25 protein-coding genes are annotated in these 24,645 nt (G+C 62.2%); 3 read left to right on the top strand and 22 right to left on the bottom strand.

The features are described from left to right. Positions 1–64: 64 nt before the first annotated feature. On the bottom strand, positions 65–2,176 hold the full coding sequence (locus tag LB555_RS18280; RefSeq protein WP_224523911.1) for a catalase: 2,112 nt from the start codon (positions 2,174–2,176) through the stop codon (positions 65–67). A 291-nt stretch (positions 2,177–2,467) separates the two neighbouring features. Between LB555_RS18280 and LB555_RS18275 the strand changes: the two genes are divergently transcribed. Next, positions 2,468–3,031 carry a sigma-70 family RNA polymerase sigma factor gene (locus LB555_RS18275; protein ID WP_015319164.1) on the top strand — a complete coding sequence of 188 codons (564 nt, stop codon included), beginning with the start codon at positions 2,468–2,470 and terminating at the stop codon, positions 3,029–3,031. Here the strand turns inward: LB555_RS18275 and LB555_RS18270 are convergent, their stop codons facing one another. The 10 genes from LB555_RS18270 to LB555_RS18225 form a co-directional block, all read right to left on the bottom strand. After that, entirely contained in the window at positions 3,032–3,208 is a 177-nt protein-coding gene (locus tag LB555_RS18270; protein WP_015319163.1) for a hypothetical protein, read from the bottom strand. 229 nt (positions 3,209–3,437) lie between these two features. Then, complete coding sequence (locus tag LB555_RS18265; RefSeq protein WP_224683415.1) at positions 3,438–4,418, bottom strand: class I SAM-dependent methyltransferase; 981 nt, start codon at positions 4,416–4,418, stop codon at positions 3,438–3,440. Positions 4,419–4,488: 70 nt separating this feature from the next. Next, positions 4,489–5,481 (bottom strand): GNAT family N-acetyltransferase, encoded by a 993-nt coding sequence (locus tag LB555_RS18260; protein WP_224683414.1) that lies wholly within the window; start codon positions 5,479–5,481, stop codon positions 4,489–4,491. Beyond that, positions 5,478–6,542 carry a glycosyltransferase family 4 protein gene (locus tag LB555_RS18255; protein WP_224683413.1) on the bottom strand — a complete coding sequence of 355 codons (1,065 nt, stop codon included), beginning with the start codon at positions 6,540–6,542 and terminating at the stop codon, positions 5,478–5,480. Before LB555_RS18255 ends, LB555_RS18260 begins: the two co-directional genes overlap by 4 nt. 129 nt (positions 6,543–6,671) lie before the next feature. Next, complete coding sequence (locus tag LB555_RS18250) at positions 6,672–7,604, bottom strand: beta-xylosidase (protein ID WP_224683412.1); 933 nt, start codon at positions 7,602–7,604, stop codon at positions 6,672–6,674. Further along, positions 7,597–8,358, bottom strand: a complete 762-nt coding sequence (locus LB555_RS18245; protein ID WP_140715391.1) for a TIGR04290 family methyltransferase — start codon at positions 8,356–8,358, stop codon at positions 7,597–7,599. Before LB555_RS18245 ends, LB555_RS18250 begins: the two co-directional genes overlap by 8 nt. Positions 8,359–8,360: 2 nt before the next feature. Then, positions 8,361–9,164, bottom strand: a complete 804-nt coding sequence (locus tag LB555_RS18240; protein WP_140715389.1) for a sugar phosphate nucleotidyltransferase — start codon at positions 9,162–9,164, stop codon at positions 8,361–8,363. Then, on the bottom strand, positions 9,164–10,264 hold the full coding sequence (locus tag LB555_RS18235; protein ID WP_015319156.1) for a glycosyltransferase: 1,101 nt from the start codon (positions 10,262–10,264) through the stop codon (positions 9,164–9,166). Before LB555_RS18235 ends, LB555_RS18240 begins: the two co-directional genes overlap by 1 nt. Before the next feature lie 14 nt (positions 10,265–10,278). After that, the gene (locus tag LB555_RS18230) at positions 10,279–10,875 is read right to left on the bottom strand and encodes a histidine phosphatase family protein (protein ID WP_140715387.1); all 597 of its coding nucleotides are present in this window, start codon (positions 10,873–10,875) and stop codon (positions 10,279–10,281) included. Further along, entirely contained in the window at positions 10,872–11,975 is a 1,104-nt protein-coding gene (locus tag LB555_RS18225) for an inositol-3-phosphate synthase (protein ID WP_140715386.1), read from the bottom strand. The genes LB555_RS18230 and LB555_RS18225 overlap by 4 nt, the downstream gene beginning before the upstream one ends. Before the next feature lie 600 nt (positions 11,976–12,575). Here LB555_RS18225 and LB555_RS18220 point away from each other — a divergent pair. Continuing rightward, positions 12,576–13,877, top strand: coding sequence for a hypothetical protein (locus tag LB555_RS18220; RefSeq protein WP_224683411.1), 1,302 nt, complete (start codon positions 12,576–12,578; stop codon positions 13,875–13,877). Positions 13,878–13,883: 6 nt separating this feature from the next. Here LB555_RS18220 and LB555_RS18215 read toward each other — a convergent pair whose 3' ends face one another. The 9 genes from LB555_RS18215 to LB555_RS18175 form a co-directional block, all read right to left on the bottom strand. Then, entirely contained in the window at positions 13,884–14,084 is a 201-nt protein-coding gene (locus tag LB555_RS18215) for a hypothetical protein (protein ID WP_015319152.1), read from the bottom strand. A gap of 80 nt (positions 14,085–14,164) precedes the next feature. Continuing rightward, positions 14,165–15,211, bottom strand: coding sequence for a UDP-glucuronic acid decarboxylase family protein (locus LB555_RS18210; RefSeq protein ID WP_140715382.1), 1,047 nt, complete (start codon positions 15,209–15,211; stop codon positions 14,165–14,167). 23 nt (positions 15,212–15,234) lie between these two features. Next, a complete protein-coding gene (locus LB555_RS18205) occupies positions 15,235–16,338 on the bottom strand; it encodes a glycosyltransferase (RefSeq protein WP_140715380.1) in 1,104 nt (367 codons plus the stop codon). Beyond that, a complete protein-coding gene (locus LB555_RS18200) occupies positions 16,335–17,429 on the bottom strand; it encodes a glycosyltransferase (protein WP_140724269.1) in 1,095 nt (364 codons plus the stop codon). The genes LB555_RS18205 and LB555_RS18200 overlap by 4 nt, the downstream gene beginning before the upstream one ends. Next, entirely contained in the window at positions 17,426–18,556 is a 1,131-nt protein-coding gene (locus tag LB555_RS18195; protein ID WP_015319148.1) for a glycosyltransferase, read from the bottom strand. Before LB555_RS18195 ends, LB555_RS18200 begins: the two co-directional genes overlap by 4 nt. A gap of 2 nt (positions 18,557–18,558) precedes the next feature. Further along, on the bottom strand, positions 18,559–19,659 hold the full coding sequence (locus LB555_RS18190; RefSeq protein ID WP_224683410.1) for a glycosyltransferase family 4 protein: 1,101 nt from the start codon (positions 19,657–19,659) through the stop codon (positions 18,559–18,561). Next, positions 19,644–20,936 (bottom strand): TIGR04295 family B12-binding domain-containing radical SAM protein, encoded by a 1,293-nt coding sequence (locus tag LB555_RS18185; protein ID WP_224683409.1) that lies wholly within the window; start codon positions 20,934–20,936, stop codon positions 19,644–19,646. The genes LB555_RS18190 and LB555_RS18185 overlap by 16 nt, the downstream gene beginning before the upstream one ends. After that, positions 20,933–22,012 carry an NAD-dependent epimerase/dehydratase family protein gene (locus tag LB555_RS18180; protein WP_224683408.1) on the bottom strand — a complete coding sequence of 360 codons (1,080 nt, stop codon included), beginning with the start codon at positions 22,010–22,012 and terminating at the stop codon, positions 20,933–20,935. Before LB555_RS18180 ends, LB555_RS18185 begins: the two co-directional genes overlap by 4 nt. Continuing rightward, on the bottom strand, positions 22,009–23,115 hold the full coding sequence (locus tag LB555_RS18175; protein ID WP_015319144.1) for an NAD-dependent epimerase/dehydratase family protein: 1,107 nt from the start codon (positions 23,113–23,115) through the stop codon (positions 22,009–22,011). The genes LB555_RS18180 and LB555_RS18175 overlap by 4 nt, the downstream gene beginning before the upstream one ends. A gap of 215 nt (positions 23,116–23,330) precedes the next feature. Here LB555_RS18175 and LB555_RS18170 point away from each other — a divergent pair, with 215 nt between their 5' ends. Continuing rightward, positions 23,331–23,603: a hypothetical protein gene (locus LB555_RS18170; protein WP_015319143.1), complete on the top strand. Its 273-nt coding sequence runs from the start codon at positions 23,331–23,333 to the stop codon at positions 23,601–23,603. 144 nt (positions 23,604–23,747) lie between these two features. Here LB555_RS18170 and LB555_RS18165 read toward each other — a convergent pair whose 3' ends face one another. Beyond that, a complete protein-coding gene (locus tag LB555_RS18165) occupies positions 23,748–24,344 on the bottom strand; it encodes a response regulator (RefSeq protein ID WP_015319142.1) in 597 nt (198 codons plus the stop codon). Between the two features lie 4 nt (positions 24,345–24,348). Further along, positions 24,349–24,591, bottom strand: a complete 243-nt coding sequence (locus tag LB555_RS18160; protein ID WP_140617534.1) for a hypothetical protein — start codon at positions 24,589–24,591, stop codon at positions 24,349–24,351. Positions 24,592–24,645 lie beyond the last annotated feature (54 nt).

Raw genomic sequence — 24,645 nt, 5'->3', positions numbered from 1 at the left:
CCTTGGCATGCTGCATACCGGCCTTGCAGCCATGCGCCGGTGTGACAGCGCATGGCTCTCCGCATCAAAGCTTGACGGCGGTCTCCCGTGCCCACAGCCGCAGTTTGCGGCACGCCTCTATAAACGTCTTCACGGAACCTGCGGTATCAAGCCCGATCAGTCCCTCATCGGCATCGGGCGCCACGCCCGCCTTGGCCAGGAGAGGTTGGGCTGCCGCTGTGAAGCCGATGAATTTGCAATGGGCGAAGGCATCTGACACGAAGTCCCTCGCGGCCGCCTCGTCGAGCAGCATCTCGGCACCCTCCTCGGAAAGGAGCAGCACCACGGCGTCGAACAACACAGACGGGCCGCCGTCGATCATGTGCCTGGCCTCGATGTGGCTGCCGTCAGCCGCGTCGACGCCGCCCACCTTGGGCGCGATCACCTCCATCACCGCGCCCTCCGTTTCGATGGCGGAACGGAGCTCTTCGAACAGCGCGGTGTCGGTTCCATTGCTAAGCAAGACGCCGACTTTGCGGCCCTTGAAACTGTCAGGCCCGTTCTCGATGATGCTGAGCGCCGGCGAAGGCGGCAGGTCGTCGCGCGTCGGAACGGCTGCCTCCGCAGGGTCGGGCATATTCCGAATGCCGAGCTTGTCGGCGACGGTGGTCGCCAAGGTTTCGTCGATGTTCAGCAGATGCGAAACCATGCGTTCGCGGATCGCCGGTGCCTGGACCTTGCTCAATTCGAAGGTCAGCGCCATGGCGATGTGGCGCTGCTCCGGCGGTGTCTGGCTGTTGAAGAATTGCCGGGCCTGGCTGTAGTGATCGGCGAAGCTTTCCGCGCGCAGACGCACCTTCTGCCCTTCCTCGGCATCAGCGAAGGAACGAAAGCCGCGTTGCGGATCCTCGCGCGGTCCCAGCCCCCATGAATTCGGTTCATAGTTGGCGCGACCGACCGGATTGCGCATAGCCATGTGTCCGTCCTGTTGGAAATGGGCGAACGGGCACTTCGGCGCATTGATCGGGAGATGGGTAAAGTTCGGGCTGCCCAGCCGTTTCAACTGGGTATCGAGATAGGAGAAGTTGCGGCCCTGCAGAAGCGGATCGTTGGAGAAGTCAATTCCGGGCGGCACATTCTGCGTCATGAAGGCAACCTGCTCGGTCTCCGCGAAGAAATTATCCGGCATCCGGTCAAGCACCAGCCGCCCGACCGGGATTGGTTCGAGCACCTCTTCAGGAATGATCTTGGTTGCGTCCAGAATGTCGAAGTCGAAGCTGTCGGCAAACGCCTGATCGAACAATTGCACCGTCAACTCCCATTCCGGGAAATTGCCGGACTGGATGGCGTCCCATAGATCGCGACGGTGAAAGTCTGGATCGGCGCCATTGATCTTGACCGCCTCATTCCAGACCACCGATTGCATGCCGAGCTTTGGCTTCCAAATGAATTTGACGAAGGTGGATTCGTCTTTCGCGTTGACCAGGCGGAACGTGTGGACGCCAAAGCCCTGCATGAAGCGGAAGGAGCGCGGGATCGCGCGATCCGACATGATCCACATCACCATGTGCATCGATTCCGGCATCAGGCTGATGAAGTCCCAGAAATTATCGTGAGCGGTCTGGGCTTGAGGAAAGGCCCGGTCCGGCTCCTGTTTGGCGGCATGGATCAGGTCGGGAAACTTGATCGCGTCCTGGATGAAGAAGACCGGGATATTGTTGCCGACCAGATCCCAATTGCCTTCCCTGGTGTAGAGCTTGACCGCGAAGCCGCGGACGTCGCGGGCGAGATCGAACGAGCCCTTGTTACCGGCAACCGTCGAGAAGCGCACGAAAGCCGGTGTCTTTTCGCCGGCCCTCTGGAAAATATCGGCACGCGTGTATTTGGCCAGAGACTCGTAGGTTTCGAAGTAACCATGCGCGCCGTAGCCGCGGGCATGGACGACCCTCTCGGGAATGCGTTCGTGGTCGAAGTGGAAAATCTTCTCCCGAAAATGAGAGTCCTCGATCAGCGCTGGTCCGCGTTCGCCGATCCGCAATGTGTTTTGATCGTCGGAGACGGGTGTTCCGAGCGCCGTGGTCAGAGTGGGCGTCTCACCCCCGGCGATCTGGTGCAATTCCCCGCCGTTTCCGCGCGCGCTATCCGGTTCCTGTCCACTTGCCGATTGGCGAGCGGAGCGACGGGCGGATTTGGCCATGACATACCTCGTTTTGATGCCGGAGGGGGGTGGAAGTACTCAGGAGGTCAAACTGCCGGTGCGCGGCTTTGTTCCCGTGAAAGAACCGCTGCGCGCGCGTGCATCGCCCAAGGCGCCATCCCTATCGCGGCGACGGCATGGGCCGATTGGGTAAGATGCCCCCGCTGCGCGGAATTTCTGAAGAGTTGTCTTCAGCGCGAGGAACGAACCAAACTTCCATGCATTTAGCAGGGGCTGCGTTCATACACTCTTCTTCTGGGAGCTGGACCATTGTCATCCGGAGGCTACATTTTGGCCGACCAAGAAACCAATGAAGTTTCCATCGTTGAGCTCATACCCGCCATGCGGGCTTTCGCGCGTACCTTCTGCCGCGTCCCCGACGATGCCGACGATCTGGTACAGGAGACACTGACCAAGGGTCTCGCCAACATCGACAAGTTCGAACCCGGCACACGCATGAAGTCGTGGCTCTTCACCATCATGCGCAACACGTACTACACCCGGGTCAAGATCGCTGCCCGGGAAGCGCCAGGCCTGCTCGACTGCGCGTCGTCCCGACCGATTTCGGAAGCCACCCAGGAATGGAGCGTTCAAAGCAAGGAAGTCCACGCCGCCATACAAAAGTTACCGGAACACCAACGCGAGGTTCTGATGCTGATTGGCGTTCTGGGGGTGAGTTATGAAGAAACGGCCGAGATATGCGGCTGCGCGGTGGGGACGGTAAAAAGTCGGCTGAACCGTGCCCGCGCCAATATTCTTGAGTTGCTTGGGGAGAGTTCGTTGCAGACACTGATTGAAAGACGAAATCATCTATCGGATGGTCAACTCGATATGGAGGGTGACAGCCGCAGATAATCAGTTCTGCACGTCACGTCGACGTTTCTCAACCAGCGCGTTTTGCAACTCCATGGCCAGCCTGGTTAGCCGGTCTGGAATTTTTTCCTGTTCTATGGCGTCCAGGAGAGAAGTGATCTCCTGATCCATGGCCAGACCGAATTGCGGGTCCGCGGTATCGTCGCTCGAATGAGACATCCATATTCTCTTGATAACCAGCAGTCCCTGACTTTAGTGTGGTGACAAACGCCGGACATTACAAGGCGATGTCCGTCGCCGGCAGGGTTGCCGCCAATCCTTGCACAGCTTTATTTCCTTGGCTTACGCTGCAGGCAAAGGACATGGGGTGACGGCGTTCTTCGGCGCCTGGTCGGCGGCATGATCCTGATATTGATCGGACTTGACGAGATTGCGGTCCAGCCCGCGCTCATCGCCGTGCTGCTTCACGCGGCCGATGTTTCTTGGCGCCGGGTGCCATGATTTCCTCCTTCGGGTCGGTGCCGATCTTCGGCGCCTCTGGTTCGACGTCCGAACTGGCGGCGCGCAGTAATGTTCCGCCGCCTCGAGCAAGTAGGAAAGCCTCGCCATCCCATGACCGAAACGGCTTCTCGCCATTGATGACGACCCGCATTTGGTGAGCTTCCGCCAGGCGGCCGACATCAGCGCGGTCCCACGAAAGCGATCCGCGATAGGAATAGTTCAGCAAGGCGAGCCAGCCAGGCCGTTTCAGAACGCGTGCGATCTCATCGAAATGCCCCTCGGCCATGCCCGCCAGAACCAGATAAGGAAAGCTGTCGACCGCCAGCACGCAATCGAAACTGCCGTCGTCGAATTCGCTCAAATCGAGACCGGAGGTTTGCCGCAACTCGACATTGCCCAGCGCGGCGCACCGTTCGGAGGCGATGGAGATCATCCGCGAGGATATATCGATGCCGATCATGCGGTTGAAAGAGTTGGAAAGCGCATGCTCGAAACGGCCGATGCCACAACCAATGTCCAGAATATCCCGGCGGGTTCCGGAGAAGTCCTGCTGCTTGAGCCAGGCGACGACTTCGTCGGTCGTGGCCGAGAGCCTTTCCTCATCCCCTAGGGATGCGAGCTGGACACTTGCTGTCTCCGAAATCGCTGCCGCCGCATCGAAGCTCGAGGCCAGCCGCGTGACGACGGCGGCACCGGTCTCCCCGTCGTCGCGTGTGTGCCGAACGGCCGCTCCCGTCGCTCGCAATGTGGCAAAGATATCTGGCTTGCGGCGAAGCAACCCGGCTACCTCTTGCAGCCTTTCCGCGTCTCGCGCATTCGACGGAACGATATCCAGCACGATCTTTGCCAGGTCCGCCGCCCTGATCCCCGTCTGCAGGTGAAGCGCCAGCCTGGCGACGACTGCTTCGGCGCAGACACCATCCGCCATGCAGTCTTCAACAGCCGATCTGATCGTAGTGCGGCGCGGAGCGGATTTTGGCTTGGTTGCAGGCATGTCATCAACTCCGCGTCCAGACCCGGCGCATCGTCCACCTGTCGATGGCGCCCCAGCCATATTTGTAGGCTTCCTGGCCGCGCAGGAAATCGAACTCGCGCGCACCTTCGCGGATCGATTCCGCGATCGCGTGGCCGATCAGGATCGCCCCTGGGCTCTCTTCGGCATAGGCGGGGTCGAAGCCCCCGAGATAAGCATAGGCACGACCGCGATGGTGGAAGCCGTAATAGGCCCCGACCGTCCTGCCATCGATTGCCAAAAGCCAGCATCGGACCAGGCCGCGAGCGTCGAGCAAGGGAAGTGAGCGCCTGTGAAATTCCTCTGCAGCCGCGTCGGCCAACACGCCACCTCCGTGTCCGGCCCAGCGCGCGTCGTGCAGGCGGATCAACTGATCGAGGAAGGTTTGAGGATCGCCTCGTGCCGACGACAACGCGATCCGGCCGCGTCTGGATGCGGCCTGCCGCGCCCGTCGCAACTGGCGCCGGCGCCGGGAGGGTACACAGCCTGCAAGGGTATCGTCTCCGGCGATGGCGAGCACGGGGCAAGCACCATGAGTGGCTGGCTGCCCCGCCTTCAGATCGGGATGCGCAATCGCAAGACCGGCGCCGCCTTCCGGCAAATCCGACAGGATCCACTGCGACCAGCCGACCGAGAGGATCTTTTCGGCAACAATGGCCGCGACCTGGTTTTCGACACCGGGAACACACAGGATATCCAGATAGTCGCTGAGCGAAATGCCGACCGGAAGAAGTTTCGAGCCGGCGGTCCCGTGCTCCAGATAAAGCGGCGCCAGCCCTATCAGTTCGCTTCCGCGCCAGACCGCGACCGTCGCCAGGTCGCCGGGCCCGAATGTGCGCCACCATGGCACCAGCCACGCAGGAGATTGAAACGGCGTCGCCGAGGAACTCTGCTCCCACAGTCCCCACCAATCCGCCGCAAGCGTATCGAATTGCGCCGGATCATCGATGATCTCGCCGCGCAACACAGACTCGCTCACGGTGTGACGGCGAGGCGCCCGGCATCGGTGCCAAGTCGTGCCAATGCTTGATAGGCATCCATGTAAGACGAGATCATTCGCTCCAGCGAGAACCGCCGTCGCGCCTCGGCGCGGCATGTCTCGGCGTCCAGGCTTGACGCCGCAACGATGGCTTGTGCCATCTCGTCGACCGTATTGACGAGAAAACCGGTCTTGCCGTGCTCGATCACGTCCGGAAGCGCACCATTCGGAAAGGCGATCACCGGTGTGCCGCAGGCCAGCGCCTCCATGGCGACAAGGGAACTGGTCTCGGCGGCAAGGCTCGGGATGACCAGACAGCGTGCTGCGTTGAGAAAGCGCCGCTTGGCGGTGAAACCGAGCGGACCAAGAAAGCGGCGGCGGCCATCGAGGCGAGGTTGGACCTCGTCGCGAAAGTACCGCGTGTGCGTTTCATAGGGATAGACCTTACCGCCGACAACCAGCGGTACACCTGCCTGCTTGGCCGCGTCCAGCGCCAGGTGGATGCCCTTTTCCGGGCAGATACGGCTCAGGACCAGTGCGAAGTCGCGCTTCGGCTGCGGCAGGCTGAGCGCCTCTATGTCAACTCCATTCGGAATTGGCGGCGCCAGTCTGGCGCCGGGTGGCGCGGTTTTCTGCTGGGCGGCCGAGACTGCATGAAGCCACAGGTCGTCGCGCGTCGGCTGCAAGGCCCTGGCCGGATACCAGTCCAGCGGCAGGTGAAGGGTCACCAAGGTCGGGCCATCGTCGGGCAGATAGGCATCGAAATCGATGCCATGCAGATGAACCAAATCGATCGGCCACCTGGCGCGGGCAGCCGCGATCGCGGTCCGATGAGCCTGCTGCGCGCGGCTCTTCGCCGCCTCGTCGAGCACGCCGCCTTCCGCCGGTGTTTCCACAAGCGTGCCGCTCGCGCTGGAGCCCCGGCAGCCGACGACGATAGACCGATGACCCGCGCCGACCAGTGCCCGATCGAGCATCGACAGGACCTGTTCGGCACCCCCGACCGCATCCGGTCCGACAGGCGCGAGGGGATAGGCGACATTGAGGACGGTGAGCGTCATGGCCGGCCGAGCCATGGTGCGGGGTGGACGAGGGCGGTTGCGCACGACCTGGCGCCGATCTCGAAGGGGCCGAGAGCCTTGACTTCGGTCAGTGCCTCCGATGATCGCGGACCGGGTCGCATGAGAGCCTCACGCAGCCGAGGCCCGCTGCGTCGGGAGCGAGGCGGACATCATGCCGGGCGCGTAGCGGCGGATCATCGTTGCACAGAACTCGGCGAATTCCTCGGGCACCAGCGGAGGGCTGGTGTGGTGAGGCATCATTCCGCGATGCTCGGGCGTGAAGCAGAAGGTGACCGTGACGTCGAAAGCGGCGAGTGCTTCCATCTGTCGGTCGAACCAGTCCAACGCATTCGGCCTGAAGCTATCGGCCCAGGAAAGCCCCGTGCGCATATTGGTCACGCCGAGCCGCTTCATCCAGGCGACGGCATCGTCCAGCCGCGGGTCCTCGAAATGAAACCACTGCACCAGGCCCATTGCGGGTGTGTAGCGTAGGAATTCTTCCAACGCCGGTTTTGGCGTACCGTCCTGGCGCAGCAGCCCCATGTGGAAATGGCGGTAATAGGACGATCCCTCCGCCTCGCGATGCCGCGTCGTTGCTTCCCATTCGCGCGGAAGGTCATAGAGGCTGTACCACTGGATTCGCGGTGCGTTGCCGAGCAGCAATTCGGCGGTGCGCTTGAGCCCCCAGACCTGTATTTCCTCGGCCCCGAAGGTCGATACGCCGACCTCGCTGACCCAGATGGGGAGGTCGGTGACGGTCGCGATCTCACCGATCTTCTGCGGCCATTCCTGAATTTGCCACAGGTTCCAGTCGAGGGGAAAGCCGTGAACAGCGACGGCGTCGACATGGTCCAGCACGCCGAATTCCTTCATGCGCGTGATAAAGCCGGGGTCTATCGGCGAGATGCCGCCAAGCACTTTTGTCAGAGCCGGGTTCTCGGATGCGATCGCGTCCGCCGACAGGACTGCCATCCTGGCAAAGCGGCTCCAATCGGGGTCGAGCTCGGGGTCCCAATGCGATTTGTTGTTGGGCTCGTTCCAGATCATCGCGGCTTCAATCATGGAGCTTTCCTTTCGACGGATATATCGCGCCGCCGCCGGCCGGATCGCCGGCAGCGCGGCAGAAATAGACCTCCTGCTCGGGATGCAGAACGATCTCGAAACCGGCGCTGCGCAGCATCGCTTCGGTGCAGGCCCGGTTCGGTATCCACCAGTTGGTCGGATCGTCGGCATAGCGGTGTTCGATGAAATGCAGCTTGGGAAATTCCGGCTGGTCGAACAAATCATGCGTCCAGAAATGATAGTTCTCTTCCAATGCGGGCAGGTCCTTGCTGCCGCGCTGCATGGACTGAAAGATCATCAGGTCGACGGCGACGTGCTCACGGATCAGGTCGAGCGCGAGCAAGGGGTGGCGCAGATGGTAAAGCACTCCCATGAAGAGCACGACATCGAATGTCTCGCGCAGGGCACCGACGTCGTAGACCGACAGCTTCTGGAATTCGATATCACAGTCCGCGATCTCGGCGGCAAAGCGGGCCTGGGCCAGATAGGCCTCGTCGAAATCGATCCCGAGGACACGGGCGGCGCCTCGCCGTTTCATCTCGATCGAGTAGAAGCCGGCATTGCAGCCAATATCCAGCACGGTCTTGCCGGTCAGATCAGCGGGTATGGCATCGGCGAATTTGCGCCATTTGATCAGCGGGTAGTTGCCGAGAAAGTGGTCGGGCGCGGTTTCGACGCCGGCCAGGTCCATATTGTGGAACCACGGGCCGAGCGCGTCGATGCGCCGGCGGATTTCGGCATGGGAATGCAACATGTTCAGGCTCCTTCACCCGGAACGACAGGCACATGCGAATGCGCGCCGGGCATGATCGTTGCGGGCTGGTGATGAGCTGACGGGACGCCGTTTTCAAGCAACCGCAGAGCTGTGCGATACCCATTGAATGTACCGACATCGACATAAGCGGACCCTGCCTTGACACCATAGGCCACACCCCCGCCCGCAAGGTAGGCGTTGATCAACGTGCCGATATATTCGTCACGACCATCCCGCTCGCGCCAGAGTGCCGCAAGCCGATGCAGGATATGGCCGGGCATCTTGAACGCACCCCAAACCCAGTTCGTGGCGGCGTCCTGCCGCTTGACCTGGATTTCGATCACCCGCTCCTCATCATCGGTAACGACGGCGTCGAAGAATTCCGGGCTATCCACCGGGAAGAGCAGAAAAGAAAGCTGATCGTCAGGCAAGCGACAGAAGCCGTCCTCGGGAAACCAGATCGTATCTGGAAGCCCGACGAGGACGACCTCGTCGGGCGCGACGAGGGGCGCTGCCCGGAAAATCGCATCGCAGAGACCGACGGGTTGAGGCTGCACCACGAAGAGCGCTGCCGCCTCACCGTAGCCGGCGGCATAATATTCGAGGATGTCGGATTTGCCCGATCCGATGATGAAGCAAATCTTGTCGACGCCGGCCTGGACCATGCGCCGTACCAGATACTCGCTCACGGCGCAGGGACGTTCGGTCTGTCCGTCGATCCTGCTGCCGACCGGCAGCAACTCCTTCGAGAAGCCGAGCGGTTGAATGCGGCTGCCGCGTCCGGCAGCGGGCACGATGCCCAACATCAGACTGCTTCCTTCATCGGTTCGCCGACTGGGTTTCGCAAGGCATCGGCCAGGATTTTGTCCAGTTCCGCTGCGCGTTTGGCGGAAGTGTGCTCGCCCAAGACCCGCTCGCGGGCTCGCCTTCGAATGCCGTCGAGTTCGAACTCCGGCAATTGCAGTGCCGCGACCACATCTTCCGTATCGCGCGCCAACAGCACTTCGCGGCCGGGTTCGAAAAATTCCGCGAGGCCTGGCCATGCGTCGGTGACGATGGCAGCTCCACACGCGGCCGCTTCGAAGAGCCGTCCCGAGGGGCACCAGCCCTTTTGCGCCATCGCTTCGCGGGTGACGTTCAGTGTCAGCCGCGACGAGGAGAAGAACGCCGGATGGTCGGCGGGTGGCAGATGCCTGACGAAGAAGATGTTGTCGCTCCATGGGAATTCCTGCGGATATTGTGCGCCGCCGATGATAAAGCGCTGGTCGGGCAGGCGCGCGGCCGGGCGAACCAGAAGCTTTTCGACGCCGGCCTGGCGATCCGCCGCGTAGGTTCCGAGATAGGACAGATCACCGGCGAATTCGGCCCGCTTCTCTGCCGGCCGGTGCTGATCCGGATCGACATGCCCATAGAGCGGCATCACCTGGCGCGCGCCCAGCACCGCCTTCAGCGCCTCGATCGCCGGGCCGCCGGTGTAGCTCAGGACGAGATCGTAGTCGGCAAGGCCTTCAGGTCCGAAATAGGGCGGACGCTCACCTTGTTCGACGCGGGCAAGCGTGACTGGAGTATCGAGATCGTAAAAGACACGCAGTCCGCGGCATGCCTGCTGCGCGAGGCGCGAAGCCTCGACGGCGTCCGGACAATAAGAGGTGACGACCACGACATCCGCTTGCTTCATCGCCCGTTCCGCGACGCGGCGGATGTCCTCCCAGTCCGGATAGATGACGACGTTGCCTCCATCGAGCTGATCCAGATCGCGGGTCCCGGCATAATAGGGGGTGTCGCGTTCGAAAAAGGTGATCGACCAGCCCAGCCGGGCGAGGGCGCGGATCAGCCCACGCCACAGCGTGGCATGGCCGTTTCCCCATGAAGACGTGACGGTAAGACCGAAAATGACCATCCGCATGGGGAATTTCCTCGTCAGGCAGCTTCGTTCAATCGCAGGAGCTTCGAGCCCCAGTCGCCCGATACGATCGTCGTGATCGAGGCGGGATCGATGTCGAAGCGAAAGCAGTCGCCTACCGGCAAGCCAAGCACCTTGCAGACGGCGGCCTTGATCACATCGGCGTGGCTGATCAGGGCGACACATTGGTTCTGATGCTGCTCGCGGACGCCGTTCATCAGCGAGACGATGCGCTGCTGGACATCCAGCATGGTTTCGCCGCTCGGTGTCCTGGCCTCCTGCCGCTGATCGTTCCACGCGCGCCAACTGGCATCGCCGTTCAATTCGTCGAAAGTCTTCCCCGACCAGTCGCCGAAGTCGATCTCGTCGAGTTCGGCGCGGATCGCGATTTCGCCGACACCGCAAGCGAGAGCGATCGGAACCGCCGTCTCCTGCGTGCGCTCGCGCGGGCTGCATAGAATGGCTGCAATCGTCTCACGGGCCATGCGGCCGCCAAGCTGCTCGGCTTGAGCCTTGCCGGCCTCGCCGAGACATACGCCGGCCATGCGGCCCGCAAGGTACGAGCCGACATTGTCGTGCGCCGCATGGCGGATCAAAAAGAACGTCGTCGTCATTCCGCGGCATCCAGCAATGGCTCGTCCTTACCGGCGATGAAAGCGAGCGTGCGCTGGCGCGCTTCGGCGTCGGTGAACTGTTCGGGTGGCGATTTCATGAAATAGCTGCAAGGACCCGTCAGCGCCCCGGCAATGCCGCGGTCGAGCGCGAGCTTGGCGCAGCGCACCGCATCGATCACCACGCCGGCTGAATTGGGCGAATCCCACACTTCCAGCTTGAGCTCGGCATTCAGCGGCACGCCGCCGAAGGTCGTGCCTTCGACGCGGATGTAGGCCCATTTGCGGTCGGTGAGCCAAGGCACGTGGTCGCTGGGGCCGACATGGATGTTGCCCGGCTCCAGGGGAACATCGAGCTGGCTGGTTACCGATTGCGTCTTGGAGATCTTCTTCGATTCCAGCCGCTCGCGTTCGAGCATGTTGAGAAAATCGGTGTTGCCGCCGAAATTCAGCTGATAGGTGCGATCGATGCGCACGCCGCGCTCGCGAAAGAGATTGGCCAGCAACCGGTGCACGATGGTGGCGCCGACCTGGCTCTTGATGTCGTCGCCGACCAGCGGCAGCCCGCGTTGCTCGAAGCGCCGGCGCCATTCCGGACGCGAGGCGATGAAGACCGGTATGCAATTGACGAAGGCACAGCCGGCCTCGAGCGCGCATTCAGCGTAGAAGTGCGTCGCCTCTTCCGAACCCACCGGCAGGTAGGAGACCAACACATCGGCTCCGCTGTCGCGCAGGATCTCGCTGACATTGGCAACCGGTCCGGGCGCTTCTTCGATTTCGTCGCGCAGATATTTGCCGATCCCGTCAAGCGTCGGCCCGCGTTCGACGAGAACGCCGGTCGTCGGCGCGTCGGCAAAGCGGAACGTGTTGTTGGGGGGAGCGTAGATCGCATCCGCGACGTCACGGCCGACCTTGCTTCTGGCGACATCGAACGCACAGACAATTTCGATGTCGTCGACGTGATAGCCACCGAGATCGGCATGCATGAGCCCCGGGATCGGTTCGTTGCTTTTGGCATGACGATAATAGGCGAGGCCCTGCACCAGGGAGGACGCGCAATTGCCCACTCCAACGATACCAACACGAACTTTTTTCGATCCCACGAAACTGCCGCCCTATGCTGTTCAAAGGTAAGTTCCTTGCGCCGAACCGCCACCGTGCCGGAATGTTCCTTGGCTTGGTCAAAAATTGCGCGAAGCAGCATGGATCGAAGCCGCGCGCGCCGCGTTGCCCGCACGGCAAGCACCGGAAATCGACCAATGATCGTCTACGGCGACCACAAGCGGACCGAGAATGCACGACAGCTTCAGGAGGCGGCGATCGAAATGGCCCAAGGCCTCGATCGCATGCCTTGCGGCATCCGGCGCCATGCCGCATTGGTCGGGCTGTTCGTCAGCGTGTCGGAACTGGTCCAAGGGCTCGCGGATGTCGACTTCAAGGCCCGGGGCGTCGACACCAATTCGCCTTCGCAACGGCAAGGCGCCAGGCTACTGGTCGGGCTTGCGGCAGAGGTGGCGAGGTCGTGGCGAAGCGGGTTCGCTGTGGACGGTGGCATCGACCCGCGACTTCTCCAAATGCTGACCGCACTCGATTGCAAGGCAGAGGTTTTGACCGGCTCGTCCGAGGGCTACGCGCATTATGCGCTTTATCCAGAGAGTTATCTCGGCGCGGCGCAGGTATCAGGTCTCGATGCGAACACATGCGTGATCGGCATCCGCAGCATCGGCCTGGGGCTCGCGGCCATGGTGGCGGCCGCGATCGGTGCGCCGGCGCCCATTAGCGTGCGCCCGATCGGGCATCCTTTCGATCGGCGCCTCAATGCCGATCCGCGTTTGGTCGCGGCCTGGAGGAACGAGCCGTCGGCTCGTTTCGCGGTCGTCGACGAAGGTCCCGGCCTGTCGGGAAGTTCGGTCCACGCCGTCGTCGCGTGGCTGAGAAAACAGGGCATCGATACGGACCGCATTCACCTGTTCCCCAGCCATTCGGGCGATCCGGGCGCCGAAGCGTCGCCGGATATTCGGGAGACATGGGTGCGCTGCCGCAAACATGTGGCGATAACGTTCGAACGCACCTTTCCCGAAAGCTCGCAAAGTCCAACGCTGCGCGATTGGGTAGCCGAGGCGGTCGGCAGTCCGAAATTGCGCTTGACCGAAATATCCGGGGGCGCGTGGCGCTCTCTTCACTACGCCGACGAAAAGCGCTGGCCACCGAGCACACGCGGCACCGAACGGCGAAAGTTCCTGGCCTCCGCGGGTCAAGACCGCTGGCTTGTCAAATTTGTCGGCCTCGGCGAAACCGGGCTGCGCAAGATGCAAGCCGCCAGGATGTTGCATCAAGCCGGATTCGGACCGCAAGTCATCGGGGTCTGCCACGGTTTTCTGGTCGAACGGTGGACCGACGGAACCACGATGGATCAGCTGCCGCTGTCCAGGCAGAGACTTGTCGCGGCGTTCACACGCTATCTGGCCTGGCGTGCGACCAATCTGCGGACCTGCGAAGCCGGCGCATCATTGCTCGCCCTCGCGGAGATGGCGGTTCACAATGCTTCCGAAGCTTTGGGCGAAAGCCAGGCGGCTAGACTGCGGACCTGGTTCTCGAAGCAGACGCCCGCAAAGGTGTTGGAACGGGTCGAGATCGACGGCAGGCTTCACCCCTGGGAGTTTCTGGTCGGTTCCGATGGTACGCTGATTAAGACGGATGCAGTCGACCATTGCCGAGGACACGATCTGATCGGCTGCCAGCCGATAGAATGGGATATTGCCGGCGCCTGCGTAGAACATGACTTGTCCGAAGCCGAGGCGACGACGTTGATCGGCGGCATGGATAGCCGCATCGACGCCAGGCTCATCGATTATTTCAAACCTTGCTATTTGGCGTTTCAGCTCGGGCTGTGGAGCATGGCCGCCCAATCCGAGAATGGCTGGGAAAGAGCAAGGCTGGAGGAGACGGCAAACCGATATGAGGCAGGGCTGACACGGTTCCTGGGCCAGGCCAGGGCCGATTAGTCTGCGTCAATCCAGCCTGCGCAGCATGTCTGCTTCCTGCTCGAGAATACTGGCCACCTCCTCCCGCTGCAGATGCGTCATCATCAGGCTGACACAGCACTCCAGATAGGTGATTGAGGCTCGCCGCAAATACGCAGCCGTCTCTCGTTCCGCCATCTTGTCGATATCGGTCCGAGATCGCTTGGGGTGCATGAGGAGGTCCTCCATATGTGGTCCTCCTGTCAAACCAAAAGCTTGCCTGGATGTTCCCGCGGGAATCGATGCGAAGATGTGACCGCGGTCCGGCATCAGGCAGGGAGGTTCTGCAGCCCGCCTGACGTGGGTCTCGCCCTTGTGGACCGTCCTGCCATTTGAGCGCCGATCGAGCCGCCTTCAAGCATGGCGAAATAGCTGATCGTCCGCGCGAGCCCCTCGTTGAGAGGCACTCTTGGCGTCCAGCCGAGCAGCGCTTTTGCGCGCGAGATGTCGGGCTGCCGGCGTCGAGGATCGTCCTGCGGCAGCGGCAGGAACGTCATGTCCGATTTGGTGCCGGTCATGGCCTTCACCAATGCCGCCAGTCGCACGATGGTGAATTCGCCGGGGTTGCCCAGATTGACGGGCTTGCCCGGATTGGGATTGATATCCATAAGGCCCATCAACCCATCGATCAGATCGGAGACGTAGCAGAAGGATCGCGTCTGCATGCCGTCGCCGAAAATCGTCAGCGGGCGCTTCTCGAGCGCCTGCATGATCAGGTTCGAGACGATGCGGCCGTCCGCCGGATCCATTCTCGGCCCGTAGGTGTTGAAGATACGCGCGACACGAACGTCGGCCTTGCCGGCTCGCAGATAGTCGAAGCAAAGTGTTTCGGCGGTGCGTTTGCCTTCGTCGTAGCAGGCGCGTGGGCCGGTGCAGTTCACATGGCCGACATAATCTTCCCTCTGCGGATGTTGCTCCGGATCGCCATACACTTCACTCGTGGAGGCCTGCAGCAATCGCGCGTCGTTGCGGGCGGCGAGTTCGAGCAGGTTCAACGTTCCGATGACGCAGGTTCGCGTGGTGTGGATCGGATCGGCCTGGTAACGCGGCGGCGAGGCGGCGCAGGCCATGTTGAAAATGCGATCCACCGGCTCGCCAAGCTCCAATGGACGGCAGATATCCTGCTCGATCAACCGGAAACCCGGCTGGTCCATGATCGCGTTGATGTTCTCCATGCGACCGGTAAGAAAATTGTCGGCGCAGATCACACGCCAGCCATCGCGTAACAATGCTTCGCAAAGATGCGAACCGAGGAAGCCCGCGCCACCGGCGACGAGCACCGTCTTTGCCCTTTGCGCTTTTTTTGTTTGTCGCATCGCGATTTTCTCCTGTCTGCCAGTCATGCTGCACTTCCGATATCGAGATCGAGGACCACCGCCCCCTTTTGCGTAAGCGCCGTGATGAATTCGCGAGCCCTGGCCGCACCGGTGTGGGAGGCAAGGACGAGTTCGCGTGCCCGGTCGGCCATCGCGAGACGTGTACGAGCCGATTCCCGGGACAGGATCGCGACGACCTCGTCCGCCATCCTGGCCGTGTGGATCGTCGATGCGGGAAAGAAGCTGTCGAGGCCTGGCCAGCGGTCGCTGATGATCGGCGTGCCGCAAGCCGCGGCTTCGAAAAGGCGCACGCTGGGGGACCATCCCGCGGCAATCATGGAACTGCGTGTGACGTTCAGGGTGTAGCGCTGACGGCTATAGAATGCGGCATGATCGGCCGGCGGCAAGTGTTCGATGCGCTCGACATTGTCGGGCCAGTCGATGTCGGACGGATATTGCGAGCCGGCCACGACGAAACGCCGATCCGGCATGCGCCGTGCAGGCTCGAGCAGAAGCGCGTTGAGTGTGGCTTGCCGGTCGGCGCTGTAGGTGCCGAGATAACCGAGATCCCAGCCGATCGGATCGGCGGTGCGGTGATGCCGTTCCGGATCGACCGAACAGTAGAGCGGCTCGGCGCGGCGTGCGCCGAAGGTCTGCGTCAGATCGGCAAGCATCGGGCCGCCGGCAAAAGAGAAATAGATGTCGAAGTAGGGGATTTGGCGCCAGCTCAGATAGTCGCAATCGTCCGCCGACAGCTTCGCCAGGGTCACCGGCGTGTCGATGTCGTAAAAGCAGAGTTGTCCTTTGCAAAGTGAAGCGACGGTGTCGATCACCGCGCGCCCTTCCGGTACGAAGGAGCCGATCACCACGACATCGGCCTGTTGCAGACACCGCGCGTAGTCGCGTTGCAGTTCCTGCACGGTTTCGTAGTAGCGCAAGGCGCAGAAATCCGGATCGCGCAAATCGCGGTGATTGGCGTACCATGGCACATCGCGCTCCAGAAAAGTTACGCGATGGCCGAGTTGGTGGAGGCCTTTCAACAGACCTCGAAAAGTGGTGGCATGGCCGTTTCCCCAGGACGAGGAAAGCGACAGGCCGAGAAAGACGATGTCCAACTGCCTGGTCATTCGGCTGCCTCCACGGTCCCGTGCGTCAAATGCCGTTTGAAGACCGCATCAGCCACGGCCGCCCGCAATGCGTAGGTATGATCGGCGAGAACGCGTCGAAGTGCGGCCTGGCCGATCGCCTTTGCCCGAACTGGGGTCAGCGCCTGCATGATTTCGGCGACATCGCCGCCGTCGCGCGCCACAAGGATCTCCTCGTCGGGCTTCAGGAACAGCTCGACGCCGAGCCAGGCATCGGTGATCAGGCAAGCGCCGGCGCCGGCCGCCTCGAAGACACGCGTGGCGGGTGAAAAACCGTTCGCGGCCATGCTGTCGCGGCTGATGTTCAGCACCGCCTTCGGCGTGACATTGAAGGCGTTGTGATCGCGGGTGCCGACATGGCCGAGCCAGCCGACATTGGCGGGGAGCGGCTTGTCGCCCCACCCAGATCCGCCGAGCAGAAAACGTTGTTCCGGCAGCTGGCTCGCAGGATCGAGGAAGAACGATCCCACACGCGCTTCACGATCCGGCAGCCTGTTTCCGAGAAACGCCAGATCGCAGGCAAAACGCGCATTGCTGGCGACCGGGTGGTGCGTTTCGGGATCGAGCGCATTGTAGATTGGCACGCACTCGTTCGCGCCCATGGCACGATAGGCCCAGACTACGGGATCGCCGCCGCCATAGGTCAGCACAAGGTCGATTTCTTGCAGCGCACGATGCAGCGGGTGGTCCGGCTCGTCGCGCAGCTGGGCGAGCGTCGCCGGCGCGTCGACATCCCAGAATACGATGAGCGCATCACTGCGGGCGTGGTCGAGCACGGCGCGAAGCAGCGCCTCGTCCTCGAAGCCGACGCCACTCGCCTTGACGACGATATCGGCCTCGGCGGCACGCGCCGCCACCTGCATCAGGGCATGGTGGGTTGCCTCGTAGACGACGACAGAGCACCAGTCCGGCGCCTCGATGTCACGGTTCTTCTGCCGGTCATAAACGTCAGGTTCGTAGAAGGTGATTTCGTAGCCCAGTTGCGAAAGCGCCTTCAGCAATCCTCGGTAATAGGTCGCGGCGCCGTTCCAGTAGGACGACAAGAGGCTCGATCCATAGAATGCGATCTTCATGCTGCGGCTTCCTTTGCGGCGGTCAGCTCGGCGGTGTGCAGGGTCGTGCATTGCCAGAGCACGTCGAACAACTCGTCGACGCGGTGACGGCAGGTGTGCCGCGAGCGGATGGTCTCAAGACCCGAGGTCACCAGGGAGGCCGCAAAATCGGGATCGGCCAACACCGCCTGGAGGTGTTGCCGCATTTGCGATCCATCCTCGGCAAACAGGAAGTCGATGCCGGGCCTGAAAAGCTGCTCGACGTCGGACCAAGGCGCTGAAATCAGCGGGATGCCGCAGGCAAGTGCCTCGAACATGCGGATCGTCGGAATTCCGGGCAAGCCTTCACGATAAGGACGCCGCGGGATGTGCACGGTGACACGATGCGCGGCGAACACCTTCGGCACGTCGGCATTGGCGATCCACCCTTCGTAGCGCAGACCGGCGGCTGCCAGATCGGCAAGTGCCGGCTCGGGATAGCGAACCCCGTGAACAGTGGCCTGAAGACCGAGATCGCGCACGGGTTCGATCAGGAATTCCTGGATTTCGGCCGTCCGCTCGTCATCGCCCCAGTTTCCGATCCAGACCAGGTCGGACGTCGCGTGGATTTCCGGGTGCGGTTTGAACAGCCGATCGTCCGCCGCTTCATGCCAGGTGAAGACACGCTTGCCCCACCCGGCGCGCAGATAGCTCTCGCGCAGCGCTTCGCCAAAGGCGAGAACGCCATCATAATGTTCCAGGCGGAGCGCCGAGATTGCCTCGGTGGCCGACACGGCGCGGTGATGGGTGTCGTGAAACAGCAAGGTGAATTTGCCGCCATCGGCCCGGGCACGGCCGATGCGAGCGACAAGCTCCGGGTCGGTCCATTCGTGGACGATCACCACGTCGGCCTCGGCGATCCAGGCTTCATGGTCGAACCCGGCATCGTAGGTCACCGGCATCAATTCGGGGAAATCCTTGCGAAAACGTTCGATCGCGAAGGATCCCCTCTCGGCCAGTAGGTTCGATCGGCTCCAGCCGTCCGCCGGCTCCAGAGCGATGGCCTGATGCCGGCGCGCCACCAGTTCGCGCATGACGCCGCGAAGGAAATGGGCATTGCCGTGGTTCCAGTCGGAGACGAGCGAGTGGGTGTAGAACAAGAAGCGCATGATCAGCGCTCCGCCACGGCCAGCGCCGCCTTTTCGTAGACATCGCGCATGGCCGCTGCCTGTCTCCCCAGGGTGAACCTGCGGCTTCGGCGGAGGGCGGCGTGGCCGAGCTCCCGCCTATGCCCCGCATCGCTGGAAAGACGATTGATGCAGGCAGCGAGATCATGCGGGTCGCGACCGTCAAAGAACATCGCGGCCCCGTCCCATAACTCGCGATAGGTCGGGATGTCCGAGAGCACCAGGGGCGTTGCCGACATGGCCGCTTCCAGAGCCGCCAGACCGAACGGTTCGTAGAGCGACGGAGACACGAAAATACCGGCGCGGGCCATCAGGGAGCGCACCTCGCCATGCGGCAGTGCTCCGAGAGGAACGGCATGGTTGACGGTGGCGCGCTCGCCGTTCGGGCCGTGAAGCGAACCGGCTGTAAAGAGAGGCCATTGCGTCAACGAGGCGGCCTGGTCGACCACCACCACATTCTTTCCCTCGTCCCACCAGCGGGCGGCGGCGAAGACGAGCGGCTGGCGGGTTTCTGCTGTCGGGACGGGGCGTGCGGCATTTCCGACGACGTGAAGGCGTGCGATCGGGCCATAGCAGGTCTCGAGCATCTCGGCATGGCTGCGGCTTGGGGCGATGACTGCGTCGGCCCTGTCGAAGCCGCGCCTGTTGCGCTCTTTCTGCCAGCTCCATGCGCTATCCAACGCCTGTCCCTTGACGGAATGGAACCATGTCGTCACGCATGAATGCGAGACGACTATGACTGGGCAAGGCGCGTCCAACCCCACCGCCTGCGTCGGTCCGTTGAGATGGACAAGGTCGATGGCGTAGTCGCGTATCGGCGCACGCAATTCCAGCGGCAGACGGTCGAGCTCGCCGGCGCTGCGGGTCATCCAGTCCAGTGGCGTATTCAGCCAGATGAGCGTCGCGAAGGAGCGTGCCTCTTCGGCCTGTTGCCTTGATGGTTGCGGCCCCAGGCCGGCGAACACAACGCTGTCGCCGCCATTGACCAGTTCCCGGCCGAGATCAAGCGCATAGCGCCATACTCCGCCCATGGCGTCGACGGTCATCAGGATGCGGCGCTTGCGTGGCGTCAGTGTCCGCAACATGCCGCCTCCAGTTCCGCCAGCGGGCGCGGGCGCTTTTCCTGGATGTCGCTGAACTTCTGGAACGATGCGAGGTAATGATCATGGGCGCGCTCCCAGGCGAGGTCGTCGGGTTCGCCCCAAAGCTCGCGATAGCTGGGCGAACTCGGATATGGATAAAGCGGTACGGGTTCATTGGCCCACACGCCATTGTCGATCAGGTGGGCGCGCCAGTGATCGACAAGGGCAGGATCGTCCTCGACGACGCCGATCAGATTGGCCTGGACGAAGGGAACGTGGCGTCTGGCCTTGACCAGCAGCGCGGCAAGCTCCTCGGTGCCCAGCCGGCAGCGCTTCGCCAGCATGGCCCGCCCTTCCACCGTCAGGCTTTCGAGGCCGGCTTCGATGGATACGCAGCCAGCCGCGCCCAGCAGTTCCAGCAGCTCGGGTTTCCAGAGATCGATGCGGGTCTGGACGCCGAATTTCACATCGCGGCCGACCAACGCCTCCAGCAACGCTTTTTGGGGCAGGAAGATTTCGTCGATGAAGTAGATGTAGCCGACACCTTGGGCGATCAGCCCATCGATTTCAGTCACCACCGCTTCGTGGTTGCGGCGGCGATAGGCATCGCGGAAATCGATCTTGGCGCAGAAGCTGCAATTGTAGGGACAGCCGCGCGACGCCTCGACCTCGGCGCCGAATCCAAGCTGTTGGTCATCGAACCGGTGATGGTGGTGTGAATGGGCGGCAATCCAGTCGGATGGCCATTCCAGCGGCGGGTGATCGACAAACGAACTGGAATGGACGCCGCCGTTCGAAACCAGCTTGGCATCCCGCAGATAGGCGGTTGAGGGTACCGCGCTCCAATCGTCGCGTCGTGCAAGTTCCGCGACGACTTCCTCGCATTCGCCGCGCACGACAATGTCGACGCCCAGCTTGCGCAAGGTCGGCGCCGGCGTCGCCGAACCATGTGGCCCGACCGCGACCGTGCGTCCGCCACGCCCGGCCAGGCGATTGAGGAAATCGGCCGGCACCCGCAATTCCGGCGGTGCGCAGCGCCAGAACAGATAGGTTGGCGCGGTGCTGACAACCGTCATTGCCGGCGCGAAATCAACCACGCGTTCGCAGAGCCCGGAATTATCGAGTTTCTGCAATTGTCCGTCCAGCATGAGCACCTCATGGCCGGCCGCCTCGAGCAGGGCTTTCGAATAGCCGAGTTCCAGGGGCAGATGCGGTTGGCGGCAGCCGAAATAGATGCTGTCGTCATATGTCCAGGACGGGTTGACCAGGGCTATTCTCATGCGACGTACCTCACGGCTTCGGGGCGGGGCTCGAGCCGGTGGCGCTGCAGCCAGTCGGCGAGATCGCGAATGCCCTCACGCCACGCAACCTGCGCCTTCCAGCCAAGCGCGGTTTCGATCTTGCGGGTATCGGCGACGAAGAAGGGCTGGTCGCCGGTCCGTTCCCCATCATGGCGGACCGAGAGCTCGCGACCGGTCAGGCCGCCGATCTCGCTCAACAGCATACGCAGGCTGAGCGCGTTTTCAGGTCCGCCGCCAAGATTGAATGCCTGGCCCTTGGTGATCTCGATCTCGTCCAGCACGGCCCTGTAGGCGGCGACCGCATCGGAGACGTGCAGGATGTCGCGCACCTGCCTGCCGTCGCCGTAGATGGTGATTTCCCGTCCCGTCAGGGCGCTGAGCAGGAAGTGCGCTACCCAACCCTGGTCCTCGGTTCCAAACTGGCGCGGTCCGTAGATGCAGCTCATCCGCAGCACCGCCGTCGGCATGCCGTAGGACTTGGCATAATCGAGCACATATTGGTCCGCCGCGCCCTTGGAGCAGCCATAGGGTGTGCAGAAATCGAGGCCGCGAGCCTCGTCGATCCCGCCGGCCTGGATCGCGCTATCGCAAGGTATGTAGCGGTCGTCGTCCGCGCGAACCGCGACGTCGGGGAGGCTGCCGTAAACCTTGTTGGTGCTGGCGAAAATCACCGGGATGCGCTCGCCGCTCAGCCGCGCCGCTTCCAGCACGTTGAACGTTCCGCGAAGATTGATGTCGAAATCCTCGTCCGGCCGGACCAGGCTCGTGGTGACGGCCGTCTGCGCGGCCAGATGGAAAATCGCCTTGCATCTCATCAGGGCCGGCGCCAAGGCATTGGCGTCCCGCACATCGATGGTCTCGACCGTAAGGCGGCCACCGTGTTTCTGGGCAAGCCATTGCAGGTTCTGTTCGACGCCGGGACGGCTGAGATTGTCGACCACCAGCACCGGCTCGCCATCCGACAACAGGCTGTCGGCCAGGTTTGATCCTATGAAGCCGCTGCCGCCGACGATGGCGACCGGCGCTTGGCGTCGGTTGCGTGCGCCCGGGCTCATGACACCAACCCGCGCTCTTCGAGTTCGCGCTTCATTTCGGCGCCGCGATCGACGGCGGCCGTGTTGCGCACCCAGGAAACGAAATCCCCGAGAGAGTTCTCCAATTGCAGGGCGGGTTCGAAGCCGAGCAGCTCACGAGCCTTGGAGATATCGGCGAAGCAGTTGCGAATGTCGCCGGAGCGCGCCTTGCCGAGCAGCTCGGGCGAACGGTTCGGGGTTCCCATGGCTTCGGCCAGCAATCGCGCGACTTCGCTGATCGCATAGGCGCGGCCGCTGCCGATGTTGATGACGTGGCCCTTTGCCTGACGTTGCTGCAGCGCAAGGCGAAAGGCGCGGGCGACGTCATGCACATGAACGAAATCGCGCTTCTGTTCGCCATCCTCGAAGATCATCGGCCGTTGGCCATTGGCGAGACGTGAAGCGAAATTGGCCAGCACGCCGGTATAGGGATTTGATAGCGCCTGGCCGGCACCGAAGACATTGAACAGGCGCAACGCGACCGCATCGATGTTGTACGCTTCGCCAAAGATCAGCACGGCGCGTTCCTGGGCGTATTTCGTCAGCGCGTAGATCGAGGCGAGGTCGACCGGCTTTTCTTCATCCGTCGGCAGCGGCGAAAGGGGTTCGCCTTCCGGCGACAGCGGATTCCACTGTCCGCTTTTGATGTCGCTTGACTTGCGCCTTGCATTGTCGATGCGCCGGCCGTCGGGCGTGGCATAGAGGCCCTCGCCATAGACGCTCATCGAGGAGGCGACGACGATCCGTTCGACCGGATGCTTGATCAGCGCTTCAAGCAATGTCGCCGTGCCGAGATCGTTGGTGCCGACATAGCGCGCGATCTCGTACATTGATTGTCCGACGCCGACTTCCGACGCCAGATGAATGACGGCGTCGACGCCTTCCAGCGCCTCGGCAACGGCTTCGCGGTCGCGAATGTCGCCCTTGATCAGTTCGGCACCTGCGGGAAGGGCGACCGCTTCACCCGCATGCACCTGCTCCAGCAGGGCGTCGAGAATGCGAACTGAATAATCCTGAGCGATGAGTTCTTGTGTGACGTGGCGGCCGATGAAGCCGCAGCCTCCTGTAACCAATATGCGTTTCACGACGACTCCTCGGACAAGTGACCTCGGCGCCCCGAACTTTTCGGCAAAAGGTTTGTTCCCTGTGCTTCAACAAAGTTCCCTTCGCGGGCTTCGCCTGAAAGCAAGCGCAACACCATCGGCCCGCGATGCGGGAACATTGCCGCCGGTATGCTGTTAGGGCGCTCGACAGCCGCCGTGACGCCGAAAGGCGAAGCCGATGATCAAGGGAGATTTCAATGTCGCAGTCCCAGACGACCACCAATCACGACGAAATTCGCAAATGGGCCGAGGAGCGGCAGGGCCGGCCGGCGGTGGTCCGCACCAAGGGCGAGGGCGGCATCCTGCGGATCGACTTTGGCGAGCCCGAGGAAGCATTCGACCCCATCGATTGGGACGAGTTCTTCCGGATATTCGACGAGAACGATCTGGCCTTCCTTTATCAGGCCAAGACCAGCGACGGAAAATCCAGCCGTTTCAACAAATTCGTCGAGCGCGATCGCAAAGGTTAAGAAGGCCTGGCGGCCGATGCAGCGGGCCCCAGAAAATCTCGAAAGTCGCTGGAACAATCGACTGCCCTATTGCTTCGGGCGCTGATCCAGAAAGGTGATCCAGCAGCCCCCAAGGGAAGCGCCTTGGCCTCGGCCCAGGAGAATTCAATGCATCAGCTTTGCGCCGCGGGCTTTGGCCACTTCTCGCATGACGTCGTTGAGCCAGTTTTCGGTGGACTGGCCAAGCTGCCGGTGGTCGACGTCCCGGATCGCTTGCTCGAGTGTCCTCTCGACCAGCCGGTCCGATGCGTTGACGTCTCCCAGCAGAAGACGCGCCGCGAGGCGCAGTTTGGGCAAAAGGGTGAAAACGTCGTCTGGCGGGGAGGGCACGGAGATGTCCGCTTGTTCGGACGCCTGCGGCGGAAAAAGGGCATTGAACACAGCCTTGCTGCCCGAGGATTTCCGCAAATTGCTGGCGTAACGGAGATGCTCGGGGATGGCGATGTCGTTGTCGCCGCTGAAGAATACGAAGGGGATACCGCGGCGCATCAACTTGTCGGCGATCGGAAACACACGTCGGCCGTTGAGATTGACGTCCAGGATTGCAGCTTCGGCTTGATCGGTATGTTCAGACGCCTGCTCGACGGTAGCGGCGGGCCCGAGAATGATAGCACCCATGTTGCTGAAAAACCTCGCAAGATCTCCAGCCATCGACCATTCGTCTTCGACAATCAGAAGATGCAACCCCCGCAGATCGCGCACGTCGTCATCCTTTCTTCGAACGGAGTTTAGGATGCAAAGAAGGCACTTCCACTTTCCTGTCATCCAGCGCCGCTTGCAACCGTTTCGCAAGCACCAGCATGCGATCCGGGATGGGCCCATCGAGACCTTCGATTAATTCAGGCGCCCCCGGCACCATTGGCGCCAGGAGTTTCAGGCCAGCAGAGCGTTTTGTCATTGAACCACCATGGATATCGGGTTCAACGTCATCCTTGCTGACTTGTTCCATCCTCCCTGCGCGCTATATGGTTGTGTCCTGTCCGATCCGACGTTGAGAGGCTTC

The organism is Mesorhizobium sp. BR-1-1-10 (assembly GCF_020165595.1).
Classification (GTDB): Bacteria; Pseudomonadota; Alphaproteobacteria; order Rhizobiales; family Rhizobiaceae; genus Mesorhizobium; species Mesorhizobium australicum.
This window is presented reverse-complemented; position numbering and strand designations above follow the sequence as displayed.